General features: G+C 68.1%; 21 protein-coding genes. 14 read left to right on the top strand and 7 right to left on the bottom strand.

What is annotated here, in order from left to right; all coding sequences use genetic code 11:
• Positions 1-46: 46 nt before the first annotated feature.
• Complete coding sequence (locus BLW00_RS09700; protein ID WP_092552956.1) at positions 47-1357, bottom strand: IS1096 element passenger TnpR family protein; 1311 nt, start codon at positions 1355-1357, stop codon at positions 47-49.
• Between the two features lie 172 nt (positions 1358-1529).
• On the opposite strand from BLW00_RS09700, the gene uvrC reads away from it, so the two are divergent.
• From uvrC to BLW00_RS09750, 10 genes are all read left to right on the top strand, one after another.
• Positions 1530-3455 (top strand): excinuclease ABC subunit UvrC, encoded by a 1926-nt coding sequence (gene uvrC / locus BLW00_RS09705; RefSeq protein WP_092552959.1) that lies wholly within the window; start codon positions 1530-1532, stop codon positions 3453-3455.
• 68 nt (positions 3456-3523) lie between these two features.
• On the top strand, positions 3524-4402 hold the full coding sequence (rapZ, locus tag BLW00_RS09710) for an RNase adapter RapZ (protein WP_092552962.1): 879 nt from the start codon (positions 3524-3526) through the stop codon (positions 4400-4402).
• Between the two features lie 88 nt (positions 4403-4490).
• Complete coding sequence (whiA, locus tag BLW00_RS09715) at positions 4491-5468, top strand: DNA-binding protein WhiA (protein ID WP_092552965.1); 978 nt, start codon at positions 4491-4493, stop codon at positions 5466-5468.
• A gap of 55 nt (positions 5469-5523) precedes the next feature.
• Positions 5524-8073, top strand: a complete 2550-nt coding sequence (locus BLW00_RS09720; protein ID WP_175494213.1) for a helix-turn-helix transcriptional regulator — start codon at positions 5524-5526, stop codon at positions 8071-8073.
• A gap of 67 nt (positions 8074-8140) precedes the next feature.
• Positions 8141-8764 carry a superoxide dismutase gene (locus BLW00_RS09725; RefSeq protein WP_092552972.1) on the top strand — a complete coding sequence of 208 codons (624 nt, stop codon included), beginning with the start codon at positions 8141-8143 and terminating at the stop codon, positions 8762-8764.
• Between the two features lie 101 nt (positions 8765-8865).
• Positions 8866-9873, top strand: coding sequence for a type I glyceraldehyde-3-phosphate dehydrogenase (gene gap, locus BLW00_RS09730; protein ID WP_092552975.1), 1008 nt, complete (start codon positions 8866-8868; stop codon positions 9871-9873).
• 6 nt (positions 9874-9879) lie between these two features.
• On the top strand, positions 9880-11094 hold the full coding sequence (locus BLW00_RS09735) for a phosphoglycerate kinase (RefSeq protein WP_092552978.1): 1215 nt from the start codon (positions 9880-9882) through the stop codon (positions 11092-11094).
• A complete protein-coding gene (gene tpiA / locus BLW00_RS09740) occupies positions 11085-11873 on the top strand; it encodes a triose-phosphate isomerase (RefSeq protein ID WP_092552981.1) in 789 nt (262 codons plus the stop codon). The genes BLW00_RS09735 and tpiA overlap by 10 nt, the downstream gene beginning before the upstream one ends.
• Before the next feature lie 73 nt (positions 11874-11946).
• Positions 11947-12198 carry a preprotein translocase subunit SecG gene (gene secG, locus BLW00_RS09745; RefSeq protein ID WP_022894976.1) on the top strand — a complete coding sequence of 84 codons (252 nt, stop codon included), beginning with the start codon at positions 11947-11949 and terminating at the stop codon, positions 12196-12198.
• An 11-nt stretch (positions 12199-12209) separates the two neighbouring features.
• On the top strand, positions 12210-12569 hold the full coding sequence (locus BLW00_RS09750) for an RNA polymerase-binding protein RbpA (protein ID WP_092552984.1): 360 nt from the start codon (positions 12210-12212) through the stop codon (positions 12567-12569).
• Positions 12570-12875: 306 nt separating this feature from the next.
• Here BLW00_RS09750 and pgl read toward each other — a convergent pair whose 3' ends face one another.
• Genes pgl through tkt form a run of 6 tightly spaced genes read right to left on the bottom strand, consistent with a single transcriptional unit; the run spans position 12876 to position 21045 of the window.
• Positions 12876-13646 carry a 6-phosphogluconolactonase gene (gene pgl, locus BLW00_RS09755; protein ID WP_092552987.1) on the bottom strand — a complete coding sequence of 257 codons (771 nt, stop codon included), beginning with the start codon at positions 13644-13646 and terminating at the stop codon, positions 12876-12878.
• Positions 13647-13663: 17 nt separating this feature from the next.
• Positions 13664-14638: a glucose-6-phosphate dehydrogenase assembly protein OpcA gene (locus BLW00_RS09760; RefSeq protein ID WP_092552990.1), complete on the bottom strand. Its 975-nt coding sequence runs from the start codon at positions 14636-14638 to the stop codon at positions 13664-13666.
• Complete coding sequence (gene zwf, locus BLW00_RS09765; protein ID WP_092552993.1) at positions 14635-16176, bottom strand: glucose-6-phosphate dehydrogenase; 1542 nt, start codon at positions 16174-16176, stop codon at positions 14635-14637. The genes BLW00_RS09760 and zwf overlap by 4 nt, the downstream gene beginning before the upstream one ends.
• A gap of 29 nt (positions 16177-16205) precedes the next feature.
• Complete coding sequence (locus tag BLW00_RS09770) at positions 16206-17810, bottom strand: glucose-6-phosphate isomerase (protein WP_092552996.1); 1605 nt, start codon at positions 17808-17810, stop codon at positions 16206-16208.
• The gene (tal, locus tag BLW00_RS09775; RefSeq protein ID WP_092552999.1) at positions 17807-18913 is read right to left on the bottom strand and encodes a transaldolase; all 1107 of its coding nucleotides are present in this window, start codon (positions 18911-18913) and stop codon (positions 17807-17809) included. The genes BLW00_RS09770 and tal overlap by 4 nt, the downstream gene beginning before the upstream one ends.
• 29 nt (positions 18914-18942) lie before the next feature.
• The gene (gene tkt, locus BLW00_RS09780; protein ID WP_092553002.1) at positions 18943-21045 is read right to left on the bottom strand and encodes a transketolase; all 2103 of its coding nucleotides are present in this window, start codon (positions 21043-21045) and stop codon (positions 18943-18945) included.
• 137 nt (positions 21046-21182) lie between these two features.
• Here tkt and BLW00_RS09785 point away from each other — a divergent pair, with 137 nt between their 5' ends.
• From BLW00_RS09785 to sufD, 4 genes are all read left to right on the top strand, one after another.
• Positions 21183-22103, top strand: a complete 921-nt coding sequence (locus BLW00_RS09785; protein WP_092553005.1) for a heme o synthase — start codon at positions 21183-21185, stop codon at positions 22101-22103.
• An 8-nt stretch (positions 22104-22111) separates the two neighbouring features.
• A complete protein-coding gene (locus BLW00_RS09790) occupies positions 22112-23077 on the top strand; it encodes a COX15/CtaA family protein (RefSeq protein WP_092553008.1) in 966 nt (321 codons plus the stop codon).
• A 119-nt stretch (positions 23078-23196) separates the two neighbouring features.
• A complete protein-coding gene (gene sufB, locus BLW00_RS09795) occupies positions 23197-24615 on the top strand; it encodes a Fe-S cluster assembly protein SufB (RefSeq protein ID WP_092553011.1) in 1419 nt (472 codons plus the stop codon).
• A complete protein-coding gene (sufD, locus tag BLW00_RS09800; RefSeq protein WP_092553014.1) occupies positions 24616-25821 on the top strand; it encodes a Fe-S cluster assembly protein SufD in 1206 nt (401 codons plus the stop codon). It begins immediately after the preceding gene.
• Position 25822: the final 1 nt, after the last annotated feature.

A 25822-nucleotide genomic window follows, 5' to 3' on the forward strand; every position in this document is an offset into this window, starting at 1 on the left:
GTGAGGTGCGCTGAGCAGCCGAGCTGCGCGTCGGCGCGCCCGCCTGTCAGCGCAGGCGGAGCGGCGCGAGCAGCCGGTCGGCTTCGGCGACGTCGGCCGACGCCCCGACACAGCGGGGGAGCGGTCGCGCGTCGGACTCCGCGACCCGTTCCAGACGGATCACCAGCCGGCGCGGATCGTCGGCACCGTAGCGGTAGGAGATCTCGTCTCCGACGTCGATGAGCAATTCGCCGAGCTGCACCTCGTTCTCGTCGATGGTGCTGTCGTCGGAGTCGTCGGCCGATCCGACGCCGCCGGCCGGCCCGTCGTCGCCGATCCGGTCGACCGCGGTGATCACCACGCCGGGCTCGGCCGCCACGGTGAACGCGTGGGGTTCGTCGTTCGGCCAGTCCAGACTCAGTTGGGAGGCCAGATGCAGTTCCCCGAGATCGGAGCCGGAGGCCAGCAGCAGCCGCCGCCACTGGGCGGGCCGAGACCCGATCACCGCGACCTTCACCTGGAGCGCCGTTCCTGCGTGGTGCGGGTTGAGCGGGTCGTCGTCGAGGAGTCCCAACTCTTCCGCGATCTCGACCACCGCGTCGGCGAGGGCGGGCCGCAGATCGGCCGGCGTCTCGTAACGGGCGACCCCGGAGGCTTCGGTGAGCCGGAGCAGTCCATCGTGCTCGAGGAGCGCCAGCATCCGTGCCGTGTCAGGGTCGGCGGCGCGCGCCTCCTCGACGGTCACACCGGCGGCGGTGTCGAGCATCGCACGGATGCGTTCCTCCGACCTCTCCGGCAGGAGGCCTGGATCGGCGGCCACGCAGAGCAGCCCCATGACGCGCTCGACCGCCAAGGCTGCCGGAACGGCGGGCTCGACGTCACCCGACACGCGGTCGACCGGGTCGCCGGGCACAGCCCCCAGAACGCCTCGAAGGCGCTGGACCAGCTCGGCCGGGGTACGGATGGTGGCCGGCAGGCCTTCGAAGGCGCGGCGCGCTCGGCCGGCCGGAACGGCTTCGACATCGTCGAGCGAATCCAGGAGGAAACCGAGCAGTTCCGTGCTCAACTCGAACGCCACCTCGAGGAGCTCGGCGCTCTCGTCGATCTCCTCGTCGGTGCCCAGCCACGTGCCCGTCTCCACCACGAAGTCGAGATAGTGCTCGAGCGTCTGGATGACCTCGGGCAGGTCGGCGGATCGCTCCGGGTCGTCGTCGATCCCGGCGAGCAGATCTTCCAGCACGGGGGCGAGCGGCGCGTGCAGCGCGCCCCGGCTCCGGTCGAACAGTTCGCCGAGCAGGGCGACGGCGTCGTCGGCGCTCAAGTGGCCTTCGCTGTCGACGATCAGGTGCCGCGCATACCAGCGCTCGAAACCGATCAAGAGGGCCTTCGTCGCGGTCGCCGACGTCGGGCCGGCCCCCTGACGTACGGGTCGCCGAGGCGGTCGACGTTTGACACCCATCACGAACCTGCTTCCTGTCCGCTCACCGCGCACTCCTCACCGATCGTAGACGCGCCCGATGTCGGTGCCGGATGCGAGAATTGAAACAACCATGGCAGACACCGTCTCTTATCGCCCGAAGGCCGGGGAGATCCCCACGCAACCGGGCGTCTACCGCTTCAAAGACGCATCCGGTCGTGTGCTCTACGTCGGCAAGGCGAAGAACCTCCGGGCCCGGCTCAGCAACTACTTCGCGCCCCTGCGGAGCCTGCACGAGCGCACCCGGCGCATGGTCACGAGCGCCGCGGGTGTCGAGTGGACGGTGGTGGCGACGGATGTCGAGTCACTGCAACTCGAATACACCTGGATCAAGGAGTTCGACCCGCCCTTCAACGTCAAGTTCCGCGACGACAAGACCTACCCCTTCATGGCGGTGACGCTCGGCGACGAGGCGCCGCGGGTGATGGTGACGCGCAACCACAAGATCAAGGGCGCCCGCTATTTCGGGCCGTACCCGAAGATCTGGGCGGTGAAGGACACCATCGACCTGATGATCAAGGCCTTCCCCATCCGCACCTGTTCCGACTCGAGCTACAAGCACGCGATGCAGACGGGGCGACCCTGTTTCCCCGGGCAGATCGGCCGTTGCGGCGGGCCGTGCTCGGGCAAGGTCACGATCGAGGAGCACCGGAAGATCGTCGACGACTTCGTGGCGTTCATGGCCGGCGGCGACACCCGCTTCGTCTCGGCGGCGCGCAAGAACATGAAGAAGGCCTCCGAGCGCCTGGACTACGAGGCGGCCGCGAAGTACCGCGACCAGTTGCAGGCCCTCGAGGCGGTGCTCGCGAAGAGTGCGGTGGTGCTGCGCGACGGCGTCGACGCCGACGTCTTCGGCGTCGAGCACGACGAGCTGGCCGCCAGCGTGCAGCAGTTCATCGTGCGCGGGGGGCGCATCCGCGGTGAGCGGTCGTGGACCGTCGACAAGGAGATCGACGTCGACACGGCCGAGCTGGTCGACTCGATCCTGCAGCAGGCCTACGAGGGCGACCAGGAGCCGCCGCGCGAGATCATCGTGCCGGCGCTGCCCGACGACACGGCCGAGCTCGAGACCTGGCTGGGGGAGCGGCGGGCCAAGGGCAAGGTCAAGCTGCACACGGCCCAGCGCGGCGAGAAGGCCGCCCTGATGACCACGGCGTCGATGAACGCCAAGAACAATCTGATGCTCTACAAGACGCGGCGATCCTCCGATTTCGTGGCGCGGTCGCAGGCCCTCACCGACATCCAGGAGGCGCTCGGGATGACCGATGCGCCGCTCCGGATGGAGTGCTACGACGTCTCGCACCTGGCCGGCACCAACATCGTCGCCTCGATGGTGGTGTTCGAAGACGGGCTGGCGCGCAAAGACCAGTACCGCCGTTTCTCGATCGCCGACTCCACCGACGACACCGAATCGATCTACCAGGTGATCACCCGGCGACTGGCCTACCTGAAAGACCAGCCCGCCGAGGAGGCGTCGACCCGACCCGACCAGACCTTCACCGAGGGCGAAGGCCCCGCCGAGAGTGCGGCAGAGGAGTCGGTGGTGCAGGAGCGACGCAAGAAGTTCGCCTACCCGCCGAACCTGCTCATCGTCGACGGCGGCCAGCCCCAGGTGAACGCGGCTGCTCGTGCCCTCGAGGAGTCGGGGGTGCAGGGCATCTTCCTGGCCGGCATCGCGAAGCGCCTCGAAGAGGTCTGGCTGCCCGACACCGACTACCCGGTCATCCTCCCGCGCGGCAGTGAGGCCCTGTTCATGATCCAGCGCATCCGCGACGAGGCGCACCGTTTCGCCATCACGCACCAGCGGGCCCGGCGCAAGCGCGACATCTCGAGCGTGCTGAGCGACGTTCCGGGCCTCGGGCCGTCGCGGGTGCGCGAGTTGCTGAAGCACTTCGGGTCGGTGAGCGAGCTGAAGAAGGCGGATGCCGCGGCCATCGCCGAGGTGAAGGGGATCGGGCCCCTGCTGGCCGAGAGCATCCGCTCCACTCTGTCCCGGTGACCGACTCCTGTCGATAGGCTAGACGCACGGCCCAGACCCCACGATCACCTTCGAAGCGAAAGCGCACGATGACCCCGGAACCACCCCAGCAGCAGGAAGTGCTGATCGTCACGGGCATGTCCGGCGCGGGTCGTTCCACCGTCGCCAACGCGCTGGAAGACCTCGGCTGGTACGTGGTCGACAACCTCCCGCCTCAGATGCTGCGGCCCCTGGTCGATCTGGCCGAACACGCCGGTTCGACGCTCCCGCGCATCGCCGCGGTGGTGGATGTGCGCGGCCGAGACTTCTTCTCCGATCTGCAGGAGATCATCCAGGCCCTCCGCGGCGGCATCCAGCTGCGCGTGGTCTTCCTCGAAGCCACCGATCAGGCGCTGGTGCGCCGCTTCGAGCAGGTGCGGCGCCCGCATCCGCTGCAAGGCAACGGAACACTGCTCGACGGGATCGGTGCGGAGCGCTCCAGGCTCAGCCCCATCCGCGAGTCGAGCGACATCGTGATCGACACATCCGATCTCAACATCCACCAGCTGGCCACCGTGGTGCAGGAGCGGTTCTCCACCGCCGACACGGCCGGCGTGCAGGTGACCGTGATGAGCTTCGGTTTCAAGTACGGCGCGCCGACGGATGCCGACGGCATCGCCGACGCGCGGTTCCTGCCCAACCCGTTCTGGGTGCCGGAGTTGCGCGCCCACACCGGCCTCGACGCCGACGTCGCCGACTACGTGCTCGGGCAGCCCGGAGCGCGCGAGTTCGTCGACGCCTACGCCAAAGCACTCGAACCCGTTCTCGCGGGGTATCAGCGAGAGAACAAGAGACACGCGACGATCGCGATCGGATGCACGGGCGGCAAGCACCGCTCCGTCGCCGTCGCGCGTGAACTCGCCGACCAGATCGCCAAATACCCGGGCGTGGTCGTCAACGTCAAGCACCGCGACCTCGGTCGCGAGTGACGGCGACATCCGGACCGGGGATTCGTGTTCCCCGCTCCGGATGAACAGAACGTGAATGAACGCCCGCTAACAGAAGAAGGTTTGCATCTTGGCACTCACCGCCGACGTCAAAGACGAACTGGCCCGCGTCGCGGTCAGCAAGACGACCGTGCGCGCCGCCGAGCTCGCGACCGTGCTGCGCTTCGCAGGAGGGCTGCACCTCATCTCGTCGCGGATCGCGATCGAGGCCGAGCTCGACACCCCCGACATCGTGAAGCGCGTGCTCCGCGATCTCGCCGAACTCTACGGAGTGAAGGGCGACGTGTCGATGATCGCCCCCTCCGGCGTGCGCCGCGAGGGCACCTACCTCGTGCGCGTGCTCGACGGGGGAGAGACGCTGGCCCGCCAGACGGGGCTCCTGGATGCGCGCCGGCGCCCCATCCGCGGCCTCCCGAACCGACTCACCACCGGTGGGCGCGACGATCTCGCGGCCGTCTGGCGCGGGGCGTTCCTCGCCGCCGGATCGCTCACCGACCCCGGCCGGTCGGCCGCCCTCGAGGTCACCTGCCCCGGCAACGAGGCCGCCATGGCGCTCGTCGGGGCGGCCTCCCGGCTCGGTGTCTCCACCAAGGCGCGTGAGGTGCGCGGAGTGCACCGTGTCGTCATCCGCGACGGCGAGGCGATCGCCGCGATGCTGGCTGTCATGGGCGCCGCCAACACGGTCACGAAGTGGGAGGAGATGCGCCAGCGCCGTGAGGTGCGGGCCACCGCGAACCGCCTGGTGAACTTCGACGACGCGAATCTCCGGCGTTCGGCGCAGGCCGCGGTGGCCGCGTGCGCGCGGGTGGAGCGGGCCATGGAGATCCTCGGCGACGACATCCCGGAGCACCTGAAATACGCCGGCGAGCTGCGCCTGGCGCACCGCGACTCCAGTCTCGACGAACTCGGACATCACGCCGATCCGCCGATGACCAAGGATGCGATCGCGGGCCGCATCCGTCGCCTGCTCGCGATGGCCGACAAACAGGCCTCCGATCTCGGCATCCCGGGCACGGAGGCCAATCTGCCGCCCGATCTCGACGACTGACCCGTGGAGGAGTGAGCGACGTGGCTGGCGCGCCCGACATCGGCGAGGCGATCTGATGCTGCCCGGGCCGCCGTCGGCCCGATCGGCCGCGGTGATCACGGTGCGCGAGGCGCTGTCACAGGGTGTCGGTGTCTTCGTCGTCGGAGACACCGGTTCGGGCCGCACCCGGTTCGTGCAGCAGGTGCTCGCCACGGTGAGCGCTGAGACGCGTGAACGCCTGTGGGTCGGCGACGACGTGCAGCGTCTCGATGACGCACAGGCGGATCGACTCGCCCGGGCGGTCGCGGCGGGCAAGGTGCTTCCTCTGGCGACGTCGCTGGCCGGCCATCACCTTCCAGCTGACCTCGAGAGACTGTGCCGCGACGGCCTCGCCCAGCGGATCGAGCTTCCTCCGCTCTCGGCCGCTGAGATGCTGCGGATGGTGGAAGAGGCCCTCGGCGCGCCGCTGCATCCGGATTCCGTGCCGGCGTTCGTGCCCCGACGCGCCGGCGGGGACCTCGTCGTGCTGCGGGAATCGGTGCTCGCCGCGCGCGCATCGGGTGCGCTCGTCGAGAGCGGCGGGAGTTGGCGGCTGACGACTCCGCTCCGGCCGAGCGACGGTGTGCGCCGACTGGTGCACGCCCGGCTGATGCCCCCGCCCTCGATGACGCCGGAGACCGCCCTGGTGCTGGACATCCTCGGACTCGCGCCGGAGTTGCGGTTGGACAACTGTGTCGGCGTGGCCTCGCGCGAAGCGTCGCGCGATGACGTCGTGGCTCAGCTCGAGCGTCTCGAGAGCGACGGAGTGATCGACGTGCTGGGCACACCCGGTGAGTTGCGGCTGCGCATCCGCGATGCCGTCGTCGAACTCGTGCTGCCCCAGACGATGGGAGTGCTGCGCCGGCAGCGGCTGACGACCGCGTTGGTCGACCTGCTTGGCGAATTCGAACCCGCGGCGCTCGGGGGCGGCGAATTGGCCGCTCTGGCCAAGTACGCCACTCCGCTCGGCCGCCCCGTCGATCCGGCGGTCTTGACCCGGGCGGCGGTGGCCGCCTTGCAGGCATCCCGGTTCGAGCTCTCGTTCCAACTCGCGTCCGCCGCGGCACGGCACGGCGGGGATTTCGACACCCAGCTGGTGCTCGCCGCAGCGGAGTCGAGACTGGGTCAGGCTCGAGCCGCCCTGGCTCGGCTGAGTGCACTCGAGGAGAAGGCGCGGGGCCGGCCCGACCGGATCGAGACGCTCACGAGGCTGACCGGCGACGTGCGCGACCAGCTCGGTGAGCCGGCTTTCGGCTGGGATCTTCCGTCCGGCGCCCAGGTCGATGCTCAGCGGCTCGATCTCTCCTCGGTTCTCCGGGTGGACTCGACCCGCGCCAATCTCGAGCCGGTGCCCGACGGGGAGCCGCCGGTGCCCGAGCGCCTGCACGAGCTGCTCGGGGGCGAGTGGCATCTTCAGGAGGCCGTGCTCGCGGCGCTGAAGGGGGAGTTGACCGTCGCCCATGAGCATCTGAACGCGAGCGAGGCGATCTTCGCGGGCGTGAACGGCGGCTCGCGCGGTCTGGAACTCCGTCGACTGTTCACGGAGAGTCTCGACGGCCGCCTGGGCGAGAGCATCGACGCCGCTCTCGCGCTGGCCGATCAGGCAGCGGCAGAAGGGCAAGCCGTCGACCAGGCGGTGGCCACCTGGCTCTCGGGCCATCTCCTGCTCTACTCCGGCCGACTGGCCGACGCGTCTCGCGTGCTGGTGACGGCGGCGACGATGATGGACCGGTTCGGCATGCACCGCACCGGCCACCTGTCGCGCGCGGAGGCCGCGATCGCGCTGGCCCAACTCGGTGCGGTGGAGGAGGCGTCGGCGACGTTGGCGCCGGCCTTGGACGCACCGGACGATCAGTTCGCGTTCGCGGCGACCGCGCATCAGGCCTCCGGCTGGATCCACGCGGCATCCGGGCGCCTCGACGCCGCCGTCGAGAGCTTCCTCCGGGCTGCGGACGCGTTCGACGTGCTCGGGCACGAACTGATCGCGGTCGTTCCCCTCGTCGAAGCGGCGCGCGCCGGTGCTGCCCGCCGGGTGCTGTCGCGGCTCGACGAACGGGCGGGCGTCGTTCAGGGTCTGAACGGCACGACCTTGATCCAGCACGCGCGGGTGCTCGCATCGTTCGAGGCGTACGAGGCCGGGGCCGGGAAGGGCGACGTGCCGCAGGGGATGGCCGACGAATTCGACGCGGTGGGCGCAGCCTATGTGACCGCGAGCTTCCATCTGAACGCCGCCGAAGCCTTCTCGCGGGCTGCGCTGCTGCACGGGCGATCAGGGCATGATCGCCACGCCGCAGCCTCGGCGCGGTGCGCCGACCAGCAGCTCGCGATCTGCGGGGTCTCCACCGCACCGCTGCTGCCCTCCCACAGCAGCACGCTGCTCTCGCAGCGGGAGCAGGAGATCGCGGCGCTGGCCGTCGCCGGCTCGAGCAATCGTGAGATCGCCGAGACGCTGGTGCTCTCGGTGCGTACCGTCGAGACGCACCTGCAGCGGGTGTACTCGAAGCTGGGTGTACGCGGTCGTTCCGAGCTCGCCGCTGCGCTGCCATCCGGTGTCATGCGCGGGCAGCCGTCCAGCGGAACGCAATAGACTGAAGAGGTCACTCACAGCCGCCGCTCAACGGGTCGGCGGCCTCTATCACGAGGAGATCATCACAATGGCTGAGTACACTCTGCCGGAACTGCCGTACGACTACGCGGCGCTCGAGCCGCACATCAGTGGCAAGATCATGCAGCTGCACCACGACAAGCATCACGCCACCTACGTCGCGGGTGCGAACACCGCGCTCGGCGCCCTCGCCGCGGCCCGTGAGGCCGGCGACCTCGCCAACGTGAACAAACTCGAGAAAGACCTGGCGTTCAACCTCGGTGGCCACGTCAACCACTCGATCTTCTGGACCAACCTCACCCCCGACACACAGACCCCCGAGGGCGAACTGGCGGCGGCGATCGACGACGCGTTCGGCTCCTTCGAGAAGTTCCAGGCCCACTTCACCGCCGTCGCGCTGGGTGTGCAGGGTTCCGGCTGGGCGGTGCTCGGCTACGACGTGATCGGTGGCAACATCACCGTGTTCCAGCTCTTCGACCAGCAGGGCAACATCCCGTTCGGCGTCGTGCCGCTGTTCATGCTCGACGTCTGGGAGCACGCCTACTACCTCGACTACCTCAACGTGCGTGCCGACTACATCAAGGCTGTCTGGAACATCGCCAGCTGGGCGAACGTCGCGGAGCGCCTGGCGGCGGCCCGCGAGAAGACCTCCGGCCTGCTGGTACTGTCGTAGCGACGCAGGTTTCCGCCGGGGCGCGTCATTGACCGCCCCGGCGTCCTCTCCATCGCTACCCACCACCCTGCCCTCCCGGGCCCCAGCAACAGGAGCAATTCGTGTCTGTAAAGATCGGCATCAACGGCTTCGGCCGCATCGGTCGTAACTTCTTCCGCGCCGCCCTCGCCAAGGGAAGTGACCTCGAGATCGTCGCGGTCAACGACCTCACCGACAACAAGGCCCTCGCCCACCTGCTCAAGTACGACTCGATCACCGGCCGTCTCGACGCCAAGGTGGAGCTCGACGGCGACAAGATCGTCGTCAACGGCAAGCCGATCATCGTGCTGGCCGAGCGCAACCCCGCCGACCTGCCCTGGGGCGAGCTGGGCGTCGACATCGTCATCGAGTCGACCGGCCGCTTCACCAAGAGCGACGACGCGCGTCAGCACATCACCGCCGGCGCCAAGAAGGTCATCGTCTCCGCGCCGGCGACCGGTTCGGATGTCGCGACTCTGGTGCTCGGCGTCAACGAGGGTACCTACGACCCCGCCGTGCACGACATCATCTCCAACGCCTCCTGCACCACGAACTGCCTCGCGCCGCTCGCCAAGGTGCTGCTCGACAACTTCGGCATCGAGCGCGGCCTGATGACCACGGTGCACGCCTACACCGCCGACCAGAACCTGCAGGACGGCCCGCACAGCGACCTCCGCCGTGCCCGCGCCGCCGCGGTCAACATCATCCCGACGTCGACGGGTGCCGCCAAGGCGCTCGGTCTCGTCATCCCCGAGCTCGTCGGCAAGCTCGACGGCTACGCGCTGCGCGTTCCGGTTCCGACCGGTTCGATCACCGACCTCACGGTCGAGCTCAGCACCCCGGCCACGGTCGAGCAGATCAACGAGGCGTACAAGAACGCCGCGAACGACTCGCTCAAGGGCATCCTGAGCTACACCGAAGACCCGATCGTGTCGAGCGACATCGTCTCCGACCCGCACTCCTCGATCTTCGACGCCGGCCTCACCAAGGTCATCGGCAACCAGGTCAAGGTCGCGTCGTGGTACGACAACGAGTGGGGCTACTCCAACCGTCTCGTCGACATCACCGAGTACGTCGCCGACCGGCTGTAAACACCCGTGACGCTCCGCACTCTCGACTCTCTCGGTTCGCTCGCGGGCAAACGCGTCATCGTCCGGTGTGACCTCAACGTTCCTGTGAAGGACGGGGTCATCACCGACGATGGGCGCGTGCGCGCGAGCCTGCCCACCCTGAACGCCCTCATCAACCAGGGCGCCCGGGTGGTCGTGATCAGCCACCTCGGCCGCCCCGACGGCGCCCCCGACACCAAGTACACCTTGGAGCCCGTGGCGCAGCGCCTCAGCGAACTGCTCGGCAAGCCGGTCGTGTTCGCGCACGACACGGTGGGCCAAGCCGCTCAGGATGCGGTCGGCGGCCTGGAAGACGGCGACGTCGCCTTGCTCGAGAACCTCCGTTTCAACCCGGGCGAGACGAGCAAGGACGAGGCGGAGCGTCGCGGGTTCGCGGAGCGCCTGGCCGCGTTCGGAGACGCCTTCGTCTCCGACGGCTTCGGCGTGGTGCACCGCAAGCAGGCGAGCGTCTACGACCTCGCCGAACTGCTGCCGAGTGCGGCGGGTCTGCTCATCCAGACCGAGCTCGAGGTGCTCGACAAGCTCACCGAGAACCCCGAGCGCCCCTATACGGTGGTGCTCGGCGGTTCGAAGGTCTCCGACAAGCTCGGCGTGATCGGTCACCTGCTCCCGCGGGTGGACACGTTGCTCATCGGTGGCGGAATGCTCTTCACCTTCCTCAAGGCGCAAGGTCACGCGGTCGGTTCCAGCCTCCTCGAAGAGGACCAGCTCGACACGGTGCGCGGCTACCTGAAGAAAGCCGACGAGCTGGGTGTCACCATCGTGCTGCCCACCGACGTCGTGGTGGCCTCGAAGTTCGGGGCGGATGCCGATGTCGTGATCACGGCGGCCGACGCCATCGAAGAGACTCCGTTCGGCGCATCCGGTCTGGGGCTCGACATCGGCCCCGAGACCGCCAAGGCGTTCGCCGAGATCATCGTGGCCTCGAACACCGTGTTCTGGAACGGCCCGATGGGCGTGTTCGAGCTCGCCCCGTTCGCCGAGGGCACCCGGGCCGTCGCAGCGGCCCTCACCGAAGTCGACGGCCTCGGCGTCGTCGGCGGGGGAGACTCCGCAGCCGCCGTGCGCGCGCTCGGTTTCTCCGACGACCAGTTCGGTCACATCTCAACCGGAGGCGGTGCCAGTCTCGAGTTCCTCGAGGGCAAGCGTCTCCCCGGCCTGGAGGTCCTCGGATGGTCCTGAAGCGCACGCCCCTGATCGCGGGCAACTGGAAGATGAATCTCGACCACCTGCAGGCCATCGCCTTCGTGCAGAAGCTCGCCTGGTCGTTGAACGATGCGAAGCACGACTTCAGCACGGTCGAGGTCGCCATCTTCCCGCCCTTCACCGATCTGCGCTCGGTGCAGACGCTCGTGTCGGCCGACAAGCTCGAGATCGCGTACGGCGCGCAGGATGTCTCGGCGCACGACTCGGGCGCCTACACCGGTGAGATCTCGGGCCAGTTCCTGGCCCAGCTCGACGCCAAGTACGTCATCATCGGCCACTCCGAGCGGCGCACGCTGCACGGCGAGACCGACGACGACGTCGCGGCGAAGGTCAAAGCAGCGATCAAGCACGGTCTCGTGCCCGTGATCTGCGTCGGCGAGACCGCCGAAGACCTGGAGAAGCACGGGCAGAGCGCCGTGCCGGTCGCCCAGCTGAAGGTGGCCCTCGACGGCCTCAAGGCCGATGCTGATGTCGTCGTGGCCTACGAGCCCGTCTGGGCCATCGGCTCCGGCCAGGCCGCGACCCCCGAGCAGGCGGAGACCGTCGGGGCGGCCCTGCGGGCCGTCGTGGCCGAGAGCCTCAGCGCCGACGCGGCCGCCGCGACGCGCATCCTCTACGGCGGTTCGGTGAAGTCGGGCAACATCGCCGGCTTCATGCGCGAGCCCAACGTCGACGGTGCTCTCGTCGGCGGCGCGAGTCTCGACATTGCGGAGTTTGCGGCCATCGTGCGGTATCAGAAGCACGTCGGCGTGTGACCTCCGGGTTATACTAACCTGTGGTCTTCGGGGGAGCGACCCGGCTCTCCCGTATGTGAAAGGCAAGCAAGCAGTGCAAATCCTTCAGGTCATCCTCCAGGTGGTGCTCGGCATCACGAGCCTGCTCTTGACCCTTCTCATCCTCCTGCACAAGGGGCGCGGTGGCGGACTGTCCGACATGTTCGGCGGCGGCGTCACCTCGAACCTCGGTGCGTCGGGCGTGGCTGAGCGCAACCTCAACCGCATCACCGTCATCCTCGGGTTGGTCTGGGTCGGCAGCATCGTCGTGCTCGGCCTGATCACCAAGTTCGACACCAGCCTTTAGGGGGCAACAGCATGGCATCAGGAGGAAGCGCGATCCGTGGATCCCGCGTCGGCGCGGGGCCCATGGGCGAACAAGACCGTGGTTTCCACGCGGAACGCATCCAGGTCTCGTACTGGGATGCGCTGGGCAACGAGACCGTGCGGTACTTCGCGGCGAACCTGCCCGACGAGGAGATCCCCGAGACCATCGACTGCCCCACCTCGGGGCTGCCGGCCGGTCGCGACAAGGAGAACCCGCCGTCGGTGGCGAAGCTCGAACCCTACAAGACCCACCTCGCCTACGTGAAGGAGCGCCGCACCGAGAAAGAGGCGGAGCAACTCCTCGAAGACGCGCTGCAGCAGCTCCGCGCCCGCCGAGGCACCGCCTCCTGACCCGAGAACGTCAGTTCGTCTCTGAACCCTGAAAGGGAGCCCTCACAACGACGTGGGAGCCTCCCTTTCAGTGTTTGTGGGTTCCGCTCCGCCACATTTCCCGGGCTCGCCCGGCCTCTGGCTGGGCGGGCCCTCACTGCTCGCGCCGCCGCTTCTGCGGCGCGAGGCGACATGTTCGCGTGCGGTCGCAAGGCGGCCGCGCGCTCACCCTGGGTCGTCGAGCGCGGCCCGCAGCCTGCGATCACGTACCGACCCATGCGGGCGGTTGGAACCAGCGCCCTCTGACCGCGCGCTCACATGTGGCAGCTAATAAGACGGCGCGATCAGGGACTCCGGCACCTCGGCGGCCGCCTCACGGTCGACGAAGAAGACCGTGCGCTTGCGGCCCTGGGCACCTGCCACGGGCACCTCGTCGGTGCTCGCGCCCGCGAGGGCCAGACCGATGGCCGAAGCCTTGTCGGCGCCGGCCAGCACCATCCAGATGCGGTCGGCCGACTGGATGACCGGAAGGGTCAGGCTGAGACGCTCGGGTGGCGGTTTGGGGGAGTTGCGCACCGGCACGACCGTCGCATCCGTGATGCGGATCTCGTCGTGGCCGGGAAAGAGCGACGCGATGTGGCCGTCGGGCCCCACGCCGAGGAACATGATGTCGAACCGCGGGTAGGCGGCTCCCTCGGGCGCAGCGGCGGCGAGCTCGCGCGCATACACGCGGGCCGCTTCGTCGAGATCGGCGACCTCGTCGGAGGCCGGGAAGGCGTGCACCCGCGACTCATCGATCGGGATGTGATCGAGCAGCGCCTCCCGCGCCTGGAGGTCGTTGCGGTCGGGGTCGCCCTTCGGCACGAACCGCTCGTCGCCCCACCAGAAGTTGATGCGCGACCAGTCGATGGTGTCCGCCGCCGCCGACGAACGGATCGCCGCGAGCACTGCGCTCCCCATGGTGCCGCCGGTGAGCACCACGGTCGCATCGTCGAACTCGTCGAGGATGTCGATCACCTTCGTGATGAACCGGGCGGCCACGGAGCCGGCGAGCGACTCCTTGTCGGGGTGGACGAGTACACGGCGATCAGTTGTCATAGGGCCACACCTTAAGATCAGACCGCGTCGCGCGCGCTGCCGTCGTTCTTCTCGAGCAACTCGACCAGTCCTTGGGAGATGACTTCACCATACAGGTCATCCGGGTCGAGTCGCCGCAGCTCCTCGGCCAGGCAATCCCGCAGGTTGCGGCGGGGGAGCGAGAGGTCGTGCGTGGGCTGGTTCGGCTGGCTGAGCCGTGCCACGTTGGGCACTTCCCGCACGAGCTCGATCGGCCCGGCATCCCGCGAGAGGATGACGCCGTGGATGCCGCTGGAGCCGTTCGCCCGCGGTGCGAGGCCGTACTTCACCGACACCTTCAACTGGTGGCGGAGCCAGGCGGCCAGCAGCATCGTCGACGGGGAATCGGATGCGCCCGAGACCTCGACGGCGGTGACCGGCTCGTACGGCGGCTGGTCGAGCACCGCGGCGAGCTGTGCCCGCCACAGGGTCAGCCTGGTCCAGGCGAAGTCGGTGTCGCCGGGTGCATAGGTCTTCGAACGGCTGAGCAGCGCCTCGTACGGGTTCGCCTGGTTCGACGAGTCGGTGATGCGCCGTGTGGCGATCCGGCCGAGGTCCGAGGTGGAGACGTTCTCGGGTGCCGCACCCGGCCACCAGACGACCACCGGTGCGTCGGAGAGGAGAAGACCCGTCACGAGCCCCTCCTGGTCGCTCGCCGCGGCTCCGTAGGCGCGCAGCACGATGACCTCGCTCGCGCCGGCGTCGCCGCCGACCCGGATCTGGGCATCCAGTCGCGCACCGCGACCGGTGTTCATGCCGTCGTTCTCATGGTCGGTGGAGACCACGATGACGCGCATCGGATGCTCGCGCGAGGCGTCGTTCGCCGCCTCGATGGCGTCCTCTTCCTCGCCGAGCGAGGTCACGATCACGAGGGTGAGCACGCGGCCCAGTGCGACCGCGCCGCCCTCCTCTCGGATCTTGACGAGCGACTTCGAGATCTTGCTCGTAGTGGTGTCAGGCAGATCGACGATCACGGACGTCTCCAAGTTCTTCCGTCGCGGGCCAGCAGTTCATCGGCCGAAGCCGGACCCCAGGTTCCGGGGCGGTACTGCTCAGGCTGGCCCTGCGTGGTCCAGTACTCCTCGATGGGGTCGAGGATCATCCAGGAGAGCTCGACCTCCTTCTGACGTGGGAACAGCGGCGGATCGCCGAGCAGCACGTCGAGGATGAGGCGCTCGTAGGCCTCGGGGCTGGCTTCGGTGAAGGCGTGGCCGTAACCGAAGTCCATGGTCACGTCGCGCACCTGCACGCCGGCGCCGGGCACCTTCGAGCCGAAGCGGATCGTGACACCCTCGTCGGGCTGAACGCGGATGACAAGGGCGTTCTGGCCGAGTTCGGAGGTCTGGCTCTCGGCGAAGAGATACTGCGGGGCGCGCTTGAACACCACCGCGATCTCCGTCACCCGCCGGCCGAGGCGCTTGCCCGCGCGCAGGTAGAACGGAACGCCCGACCAGCGCCGGGTGCCGATGTCGAGCCGCACGGCGGCGTAGGTCTCCGTGGTCGACTGGGGGTTCATCCCGTCTTCCTCGAGGAAGCCGAGCACCTTCTCGCCGCCCTGCCAACCGCCGGAGTACTGACCCCGTGCCGTGACGGTGCTGAGGTCGTCGGGCAGCTTCACCGCAGCGAGCACCTTCTCCTTCTCGGCACGCAGATCCGCGGCGTCGAAGGAGATCGGCTCCTCCATGGCGGTGAGCGCCATGAGCTGGAGCAGGTGGTTCTGGATGACGTCGCGAGCGGCGCCGATCCCGTCGTAGTAACCGGCGCGACCGCCCACGCCGATGTCTTCGGCCATCGTGATCTGCACGTGGTCGACGTAGTTGGCGTTCCAGATGGGTTCGTACAGCTGGTTCGCGAAGCGGAGGGCCAGGATGTTCTGAACCGTCTCCTTGCCGAGATAGTGGTCGATGCGGAACACCGAGTCGGGCGGGAACACCGATTCCACGACCTCGTTGAGCTCGATGGCTGTCTTCAGGTCGCTGCCGAACGGCTTCTCGATGACGACCCGGCGCCAACGGTCTTCGCGCTGGTCGGCCAGGCCCGAACGGCGCAGTTGCTCGGTGACGAGCGGGAACGCCTTCGGCGGGATGGAGAGGTAGAACGCGTAGTTGCCCATCGTTCCGCGGTCGCGGTCGAGTTCGTCGATCGTGGTCTTCAGCTGCTCGAAGGCCTGGTCGTCGTCGAATTCGCCCGACACGAAGCGGATGCCCTCGGAGAGCTGACGCCAGACGTCTTCATCGAAGGGAGTGCGGGAGTGCTCCTTCACGGAGTCGTGCACGACCCGCTCGAAGTCCTGGTCTTCCCAATCGCGCCGGGCGAACCCGATGAGGGAGAATCCGGGCGGCAGCAGCCCCCGGCTGGCGAGGTCGTAGACCGCCGGCATCAGCTTCTTGCGCGACAGGTCGCCGGTGACACCGAAGATCACGAGGCCTGAGGGCCCGGCGATGCGGTTCAGTCGGCGATCCGTCGGCAACCTGAGCGGGTTGTACTCCGGCGTTATCTCAACGGGAGGCATTGAACTCCTTGTATCTGGCGTGGTGCGGTTCAGCGCAGCGCGGCGACGAGGGCCGGCACGTCGGCGGACGCGTCGGTCAGGTTCAGGCGGAGCACCGGACGACCGTGTTGCGCCAGCACACCGGCGTCGCCGGCGGCCTGCGCTTGGATGAGCTGTCCGAATGTGAACGGACGATCGGGGATGTCGAGGTCGTCGGTGGTGTCCGCCGTGATCTGCAGGAACACACCGACGGCCGGGCCGCCCTTGTGGTACTGACCGGTGGAATGCAGGAACCGGGGCCCCCATCCGAAGGTCACGGGGCGCCCGGAGCGGGCCGCGAGCAGGTCGCGGAGCTCGGCGAGCTGGGCGAGCGCGACGCGATCGACGTAGGCGGTGATCGCCAGGTAGCCGTCGGACGGGAGCTGCGCGAGCAGCGCGTCGACGGCCCCGGCGACCGTGCCCGGGGCGGTGAGGGAATCCAGCGTGCCGCGCACCTCGACGCCGCCGTCGACGAACGCCGGGGCGGTCGGCTCGGGACGGTCGTCGAGCAGACCGCGGGCGGCCTCCTTGGCGGATTCGACGTCGGGCTGGTCGAAGGGGTCGATGCCGAGCAACCGCCCGGCCACCGCCGCGGCGTACTCCCAGGTGAGGAACAGGGCGCCGAGCGATCCGCTCAGCAGTACCTCACCCGGGTGCTTCTCGCGAAGGTGGAACTCGTGCGCATCGCGGACGAGGCGCACGACCTGCAGGTCGGGCAGATTCTCCGCGAGCTCGGGGGAGTTCACGTCGAGCACCACCGGGAGCAGGCCCTTGCCGTCTTTTCCGGTCGACTCGGCGATCAGCTGCTCGACCCAGTCGCCGAAACCGACAACGTGGGTGCCGTCGGCGACGATCCCCAGCTTGGTGCGCAGCGGCTGCGTGCCGGCGATGGCGGCGCCGAGGATGAGGCCGAAGTTCTCGTCGCCGTCCTCGGCGAGGTTCAGCGAGATCGCGTCGGCCTCGTCGAGCAGTTCCCCGACGTTCGCCCCGGCCAGACCCGAGGGCACGAGACCGAACGCGGTGAGCGCCGAATAGCGGCCGCCGACGTTCGGATCGGCCAGGAAGGTGCGGTAGCCGGCATCCGTGGCCAGTGCCTGCAACGGCGAACCGGGATCGGTGACGATCACGATGCGCTCGGTCGGGTCGATGTCAGCCGCGCGGAACGCTTTCTCGTAGGCGCGGCGCTGGCTGTCGGTCTCGAGAGTGCCGCCCGACTTCGACGACGCGATGAGCACCGTCGTCTCCAGGCGGTCGGCGAGTGCCGAACGGATCTGGCCCGGGTCGGTCGAGTCGAGGATGGTCAGCTCGACGCCCAGCGTACGGGTGATGACCTCCGGCGCGAGCGACGAGCCGCCCATGCCGGCCAGCACGAAATGGTCGATCCCCAGCTCGAGGAACTGGGCCCGGAGGGCCTCGACCTCGGCGACCAGCGGCCGCGAGATCGAGACCGCTTCGGTCCAGCCGAGGCGCTTGGCGGCCTCGGCCTCGGCCGCGGGGCCCCAGAGCGCCGGGTCCTGGGCGGTGATGCCTGATGCGACCAGGTCTTTCACCAGCTGCGGAACGACGGTCTGGATCGCCTTCTTGGCGTCCCCCGAGGAGTGGATCGCGATGGTCATTTGGCCGAGTTCAGTGCGGCGGTGACCGTGTCGAGGAGCTCGTTCCAGGAGACGATGAACTTCTCCACGCCCTCCTTCTCGAGAAGCTCCGTGACCTCGGCGTAGGAGATGCCGAGAGCGCCGATGGCGTCGAGCACCTTGTTCGCCGCGGCGTAGGAGCCGGCGATCGTGTTGCCCTCGATCACGCCGTGGTCGGAGACCGCGTCGAGCGTCTTCTCGGGCATCGTGTTGACGACCTCGGGGGCGGCGAGCTCCACAACGTAGGTGGTGTCGGGAACCGACGGGTCCTTCACACCGGTCGAAGCCCAGAGCGGGCGCTGCTTGTTCGCGCCGGCGTCGAGGAGGAACTTCGCGCGCTCGGTGGTGAAGGCCTGCTCGTAGACCTCGTAGGCGAGCTGGGCGTTCGCGACACCGGCCTTGCTCTTGAGGGCGAGGGCCTCGTCGGTGCCGATCGCCACCAGGCGCTTGTCGATCTCGGTGTCGACGCGCGACACGAAGAACGAGGCGACGGAGTGGATCTTCGAGAGGTCGTGGCCGGCCTCCTTCGCCTTCTCGAGGCCTGCGAGGTAGGCGTTGATGACGTCGCGGTAGCGCTCGAGCGAGAAGATCAGCGTGACGTTCACCGAGATGCCGGCGGCGATGGTCTCGGTGATGGCCTCGAGGCCCTCGACCGTCGCGGGGATCTTGATCAGCACGTTCTCGCGATTCACCTTGGCGTAGAGCGCCTTGGCCTGCTCGATGGTGGCGGCGGCGTCGTGCGCCAGCCCCGGCTCGACCTCGATCGAGACGCGGCCGTCGAAGCCGTTCGTGGCGTCATAGACCGGCTTGAAGATGTCGGATGCCGCGGCCACGTCATCCGTGGTGATCTCGAACACTGCGGTGGTCACATCCGTGCCGGCCTTGGCCAACACCGCGACCTGCTCGGCATACGACTCACCCTTGGCGAGAGCGCCCGCGAAGATCGTGGGGTTCGTGGTGACGCCGACGACGTTCTGCTCGTCGATCAGCTTCTGCAGCCCACCGCTCGTGATGCGCGAGCGGGACAGGTCGTCGAGCCAGATCGACACGCCGACATCGGAAAGCTTCTGTGTTGCTTCTGTCATTTCATTTCTCCTTGAATGCTGACGCTGGGTCAGTGGGAACTGACGGCGGCCAGCGACGTCTTGGCTGCTTCGACGGCGGCTTCGGTGGTGATGCCGAACTCGCGGAACAGGGTCTTGTAGTCGGCGGATGCGCCGAAGTGCTCGATCGACACGCTGCGGCCGGCGTCGCCGACGTAACCGCGCCAGCCGAGGCCGATGCCGGCCTCGATCGAGACCCGAGCCTTCACGGATGCCGGCAGCACCGACTCCTTGTACTCGTCGCTCTGCTCCTCGAACCACTCGAGGCTCGGTGCCGAGACCACGCGGGCATTGATGCCTTCTTCTTTCAGGATGGCTCGCGCGTTCACGGCGAGCTGCACCTCGGAGCCGGTGGCGATGAAGATGACATCGGGCGTGCCGTTCGGTGCCTCAGCAAGAACGTACGCACCCTTGGAAACATTCCGCGCGGAGGCGAAGGTCTCGCCCGTGGCGTCGCCGTCGCCGCGCTCGAACACCGGGATGTTCTGGCGGGTCAGCGCGATGCCGGCCGGGTTGTGGTGGCGGCCCAGGATGGTGAGCCACGCGTGGCCCACCTCGTTGGCGTCGGCGGGACGCACGACGTCGAGACCCGGGATCGCGCGGAGCGCGGTCAGCTGCTCGATCGGCTGGTGCGTCGGGCCGTCTTCGCCGAGTGCGACGGAGTCGTGGGTCCAGACGAAGATCGAGGGGACCTTCATCAGCGCGGCCAGACGCACCGCGGGGCGCATGTAGTCGCTGAAGATGAGGAAGGTGCCGCCGAACGGGCGGGTCTTGCCATGCAGCACGATGCCGTTCAGGATGGCGCCCATCGCGTGCTCGCGGATGCCGAAGTGCAGCACGCGGCCGTAGGGGCTGCCGGTCCACTCGTGGGTGGAGTGCACCGCGGGCACGAACGACGCCGCCGACTCGATGGTGGTGTTGTTCGACTCGGCGAGGTCGGCGGAGCCGCCCCAGAACTCGGGGAGGACCTCAGCCAGGGCGTTGATGACCTTGCCCGAGGCGGCACGGGTGGAGACATCCTTGCCGGCTTCGAACACCGGGAGCACCGACTCGAGGTTCTCGGGCAGCTCGCCGGCCTCGAGGCGGTCGAGCAGCGCCTTGCGCTCGGGGTTCGCCTCGGCCCAGGCATCGAAGCCCTTCTGCCACTCGGCGCGCTCCTCGGAGCCGCGGGCGATCGCGCCGCGGGTGTGCTCGAGCACGTCGGCGTCGACCTCGAAGGTCTTCTCGGGGTCGAAACCGAGGACCTCCTTGAGGCCCTTCAGCTCGTCGGCGCCGAGCGCCGATCCGTGGATCTTGCCGGTGTTCTGCTTCTTCGGGCTCGGCCAGCCGATGATCGTCTTGAGGATGATCAGCGACGGCTTCGAGGTCTCGGCCTTGGCCGCCTCGATGGCATCGTTCAGGGCCTGCACGTCTTCGACGTACTCGCCCGTCTTCTTCCAGTCGACGACCTGCACGTGCCAGTGGTAGGCCTCGTAGCGGGCCTTCACGTCTTCGGTGAAGGCAATGTTCGTGTCGTCTTCGATCGAGATCTGGTTGGAGTCGTAGATGCCGATGAGGTTGCCGAGCTGCTGGTGGCCGGCGAGCGAGGACGCCTCGCTGGTGATGCCTTCTTCGAGGTCGCCGTCGCCGGCGATGAAGTAGACGTGGTGGTCGAAGGGGCTGGTGCCCTGCTCCGCCTCCGGGTCGAACAGCCCGCGCTCGAAGCGCTGGGCGTAGGCGAAGCCGACCGCCGAGGAGAGGCCCTGGCCGAGCGGGCCGGTGGTGATCTCCACGCCGTCGGTGTGGCCGTACTCCGGGTGACCGGGGGTGAGCGAGCCCCAGGTGCGGAGCGCCTTCAGGTCGTCGAGCTCGAGGCCGTAGCCGCCCAGGTAGAGCTGGATGTACTGGGTCAACGAGGAGTGACCGACGGAGAGGATGAAGCGGTCGCGACCCAGCCAGTGCTGGTCGCGGGGGTCTTTGCGCATGACCTTCTGGAAGAGCAGGTACGCGGCCGGAGCGAGGCTGATCGCCGTGCCCGGGTGGCCGTTCCCCACCTTCTCGACGGCGTCTGCCGCCAGGACTTTGACCGTCTTCACTGCTTTGTCGTCAATGGGTTCCCATTGGAGTGTCGCCACGAGGTATATGACCCTTCTCGATTGCGATCCCTGTCTAAGGAATCGTCCGCATCAATCATATGGGCGCGGGCGGGGCCGCCGCCCGCCATCGAATAGACTTGGCCAGGGGTTCACCAACGGGCACGTAATGAGGAGTAATGGACGTAGCGGTTGACGGCCGGGTAGAGCATCGGCGAATCAGCCCGATGGAGAAGGTGAAGGCGTACTTCGCCCTCACCAAACCGCGGGTCATCGAGCTCTTGCTGGTCACCACCGTCCCGGTCATGATCCTGGCCCAGAACGGCATCCCGGACCTCTGGCTGGTGTTCGCCACGCTCATCGGGGGCGCCCTCTCCGCCGGCAGCGCGGGCGCCTTCAACTGCTATTTCGACCGCGACATCGACCGGGTGATGAACCGCACGTCGAAGCGGCCGCTGGTCACCGGCGTGCTCTCCGACCGCGAGGCGCTCGTGTTCGCCTGGACCATCGGGGTCATCTCGATCGTCTGGCTGGCAGTGTTCACGAACCTGCTCGCGGCTTCGCTCTCGCTCCTCGCGATCCTCATCTACGTGCTGCTCTACACGCTCGTGCTGAAGCGCCGCACGCCGCAGAACATCGTCTGGGGCGGCACGGCGGGCTGCATGCCCGTGCTCATCGGCTGTGCCGCTGTCACCAACTCGCTCTCGTGGGAAGCGCTCATCCTCTTCGGCATCATCTTCCTCTGGACGCCGCCGCACTACTGGCCGCTGTCGATGAAGTACCGCACCGACTACAAGACGGCCGGCGTGCCGATGCTCGCGGTGGTGCGCGGCCGCGTGGTGGTGGGCCTCCAGATCGTGCTCTACGCGTGGGCCATGGTGGCCTGCTCGCTGCTGCTCATCCCGGTGGGGCACATGGGACTGGTGTACTCGGTCACCGCCGTCGCCGCCGGCGCCTGGTTCCTCTTCGAGTCGCACCGGCTCTACAGCCGTTCGATCCGCGATCTGTCGATCAAGCCGATGCGCGTCTTCCATGGCTCGATCACGTATCTGACGCTGATCTTCCTCGCGGTCGCCATCGACCCGCTGCTGCCGTTCTGAGCGCTGCGATGAAGACGCCACTCGGCTGGGCCGCCGACCGCTGGACCCTCACGCCCCGCGCCCTGCGCTGGGGCACCACCGCCGCGCTCGTGGTGAGCATCCTCATCATCGTCACCGGCGGAGTGGTCCGCGTCACCGGTTCGGGGCTGGGCTGCCCGACCTGGCCCGCCTGCGACAGCGGATCGCTCTCCACGACGCCCGAGCTCGGCATCCACGGGGTGATCGAGTTCACCAACCGCGCGCTCACCGGAGTCCTGATCGCGGCCGTCGGATGGGCCATCGTCGCCGCACGGCTGCAGTCGCCGCGCGATCGCACGATGACGCGACTGGCCTGGTCGCAGTTCTGGCTCGTCGTCATCAACGCGCTGGCCGGCGGCGTGACCGTGCTGAGCGAGCTCAACCCCTACATCGTGGCCATGCACTTCGTGCTCGCCGTTGCGCTGCTCACCACCACCACGCTCACCTGGCACCGGGCGCACCGCAGCCAGTCGGCCGACGTCGTCTTCTCGCGCTGGATCGGGGTGCTCGCGTGGACGTTGGTGGCCGTGACCGCCGTGCTCATCCTGGTGGGCACCATCGTGACCGGTTCCGGGCCACACGCGGGCGACTCGGCCGACGTGCCCCGCATGGCGTTCGTCTGGGCCGATGTCGCCGTGGTGCACGGAGTGCTCGGGTTCGCGACCCTCGGTCTCGGCGTCGTGCTCCTGGTGGCGCTGTCGCGCATCCGGGGCGCCGAGATCGCCCGCCGTCGGGCGCTGACCTTCGTGGTGGTGGTGGTGCTGCAGGCGGCGCTCGGTGTGACGCAGGCATTGATCGGGTTGCCCGAGTGGCTCGTGGTGCTGCACCTGCTCGGCTCGGCCCTGGTCTGGGTCGGCGCGCTCCGGGTGCTGCTCGATGTGCATCCGCAACTCTTCGCCCGGCGTCAGACGGGCACGTATACAATGGAATCTCAGGCACACGCTCTTAACGCGTAGTTCTGCCCGACACACAATCCGCCCTGAATCGCCACGCGACAGATAGATCGCAGCGACGATGGAATGTCGGAGACCTTTGACTCGTTAGAGGTTGTCAGCAGCAAGGAAGGGAGTCAGTCATGTCAGACGTACTCATCGACCGACCCGAACTCGAGAACCTCGGTGTCTATGAATTCGGATGGTCGGACTCGGACACGGCGGGCGCCACGGCCAAACGCGGCATCAACGAGGCCGTCGTCACGAACATCTCCGAGCTCAAGAACGAGCCGGAATGGATGCTGAAGAACCGCCTGAAGGCGCTTCAGATCTTCGGCCGCAAGCCGATGCCGACGTGGGGTGCCGATCTCTCGGGCATCGACTTCGACAACATCAAGTACTTCGTGCGATCGACCGAGAAGCAGGCCCAGACCTGGGACGACCTGCCCGACGACATCAAGAACACCTACGAGAAGCTCGGCATCCCCGAGGCGGAGCGTCAGCGCCTCGTCTCCGGCGTGGCCGCGCAGTACGAGTCGGAGGTGGTCTACCACCAGATCCGTGAAGACCTCGAGGCGCAGGGCGTCATCTTCATGGACACCGACACCGCGCTCCGCGAGCACCCCGAGTTCTTCACCGAGTACTTCGGCACGGTCATCCCGTCGGGCGATAACAAGTTCGCCGCGCTGAACACGGCCGTCTGGTCGGGCGGTTCCTTCGTCTACGTTCCCAAGGGCGTGCACGTCGAGATCCCGCTGCAGGCCTACTTCCGCATCAACACGGAGAACATGGGTCAGTTCGAGCGCACGCTGATCATCGCCGACGAGGGCTCGTACGTGCACTACATCGAGGGCTGCACCGCGCCGATCTACAAGAGCGACTCGCTGCACTCGGCCGTGGTGGAGATCATCGTGAAGAAGAACGCCCGCGTTCGCTACACGACGATCCAGAACTGGTCGAACAACGTCTACAACCTCGTCACCAAGCGCGCGATCGCGCACGAGGGCGCGACGATGGAGTGGATCGACGGCAACATCGGTTCCAAGGTCACCATGAAGTACCCGTCGATCTACCTGGTCGGCGAGCATGCCAAGGGCGAGACGCTCTCGGTCGCCTTCGCGGGCCCCGGTCAGCACCAGGACGCGGGCGCGAAGATGATCCACATGGCTCCCTACACGCAGTCGTCGATCGTCTCGAAGTCGATCGCCCGCGGCGGAGGCCGAGCCGGCTACCGCGGCGAGGTGCGGATGTCGGAGAACGCGCATCACTCGGCCAACACGGTGCGCTGCGATGCGCTGCTGGTCGACACGATCTCGCGATCGGACACCTACCCGGCCATCGACATCCGGGTCGACGATGTGCAGCTCGGTCATGAGGCCACGGTCTCGAAGGTCTCCGAGGAGCAGTTGTTCTACCTCATGTCGCGGGGTCTTCCCGAAGACGAGGCGATGGCGATGATCGTGCGCGGCTTCATCGAGCCCATCGCGCGTGAGCTGCCGATGGAATACGCCCTCGAACTCAACAAGCTCATCGAGATGGGCATGGAAGGCAGCGTCGGCTAAATGGCGGCACCCGAAACAACCGCACCCGCAGCCCGGGTCGAGCCCGTTCAGCACGGATTCCAGGCGCACTCCGACGGCGGATCGGCCTTCGTGCCGGTGCAGACCCGCTCGGAGCGCTTCACCTCCACTTCGGCCGACGACTTCGCCGCCGTGACGGGGCTGGAGTTCGAGTGGAAGTTCGCGCCGATGGCGAAGATCGCGCACCTCACGGCGGAGCCGCTCGACGGCTCGGTGGTCGAGGTGGCGGCCGACGCCGTCGACGGATTCTCGGTCGACTGGATCGCCCACGACGACGCCTTGATCGGATCGGCCGGCGCACCCGAAGACCGCGCCTCGGCCAACGCCTGGTCGACGGCCGAGAAGGCCCTTCACGTGCGCGTCTCGGGTGAGGAGGGCGGCGAACTCATCGTCCGCCGCACCGGCTTCGGCAGCGCGCCCCGCGCCGCCCACGTCGTGATCGAAGCGGCACCGAACAGCCGCGGTGTCGTCATCCTGGAGCACAGCGGTGCGGCGAACCTCGCCGAGAACGTCGAGATCATCGTGCGCGAGGGCGCCCAGCTCACGGTCGTGACCGTGCAGGAGTGGGACGACGAGGCGCTGCACCTGTCGAGCCACTTCGCCACGGTCGGCCGCGACGCCAACCTGCGTCACGTGATCGTCTCGCTCGGCGGCTCGGTGGTGCGGGTCAACCCCGCCATCCACCTCGTCGAGCAGGGAGCCTCGACGGATGCCTTCGGGCTCTACTTCGCCGACGCCGGCCAGTTCCTCGAGCAGCGCCCGTACATCGACCACGTCGCCGCGAACACCCGCAGCCGGGTCAACTACAAGGGCGCGCTGCAGGGCAAGGGCGCGCACACCGTGTGGGTGGGCGACGTGCTGATCGGCCCGCACGCCGACGGCACCGACAGCTACGAGCAGAACCGCAACCTCGTGCTCTCCGAGGGGACGCGGGCCGACAGCATCCCGAACCTCGAGATCGAGACCGGCAACATCGTCGGCGCGGGCCACGCCTCCTCGACGGGCCGCTTCGACGACGAGCAGCTGTTCTACCTGCAGTCCCGCGGCATCTCGGAGGAAGAGGCGCGGCGACTCGTGGTGCGCGGCTTCCTCGCCGAGATCATCCAGCAGATCGGGTCGCCCGCGCTCGAGGAGCGACTGGCCGTGGCCGTCGAGGCGGAGCTGATCCGCTCCCAGGCTGCGGAGTAGA

This window comes from Herbiconiux ginsengi, from assembly GCF_900107435.1.
In the GTDB taxonomy this organism is placed as follows: Bacteria; Actinomycetota; Actinomycetes; order Actinomycetales; family Microbacteriaceae; genus Herbiconiux; species Herbiconiux ginsengi.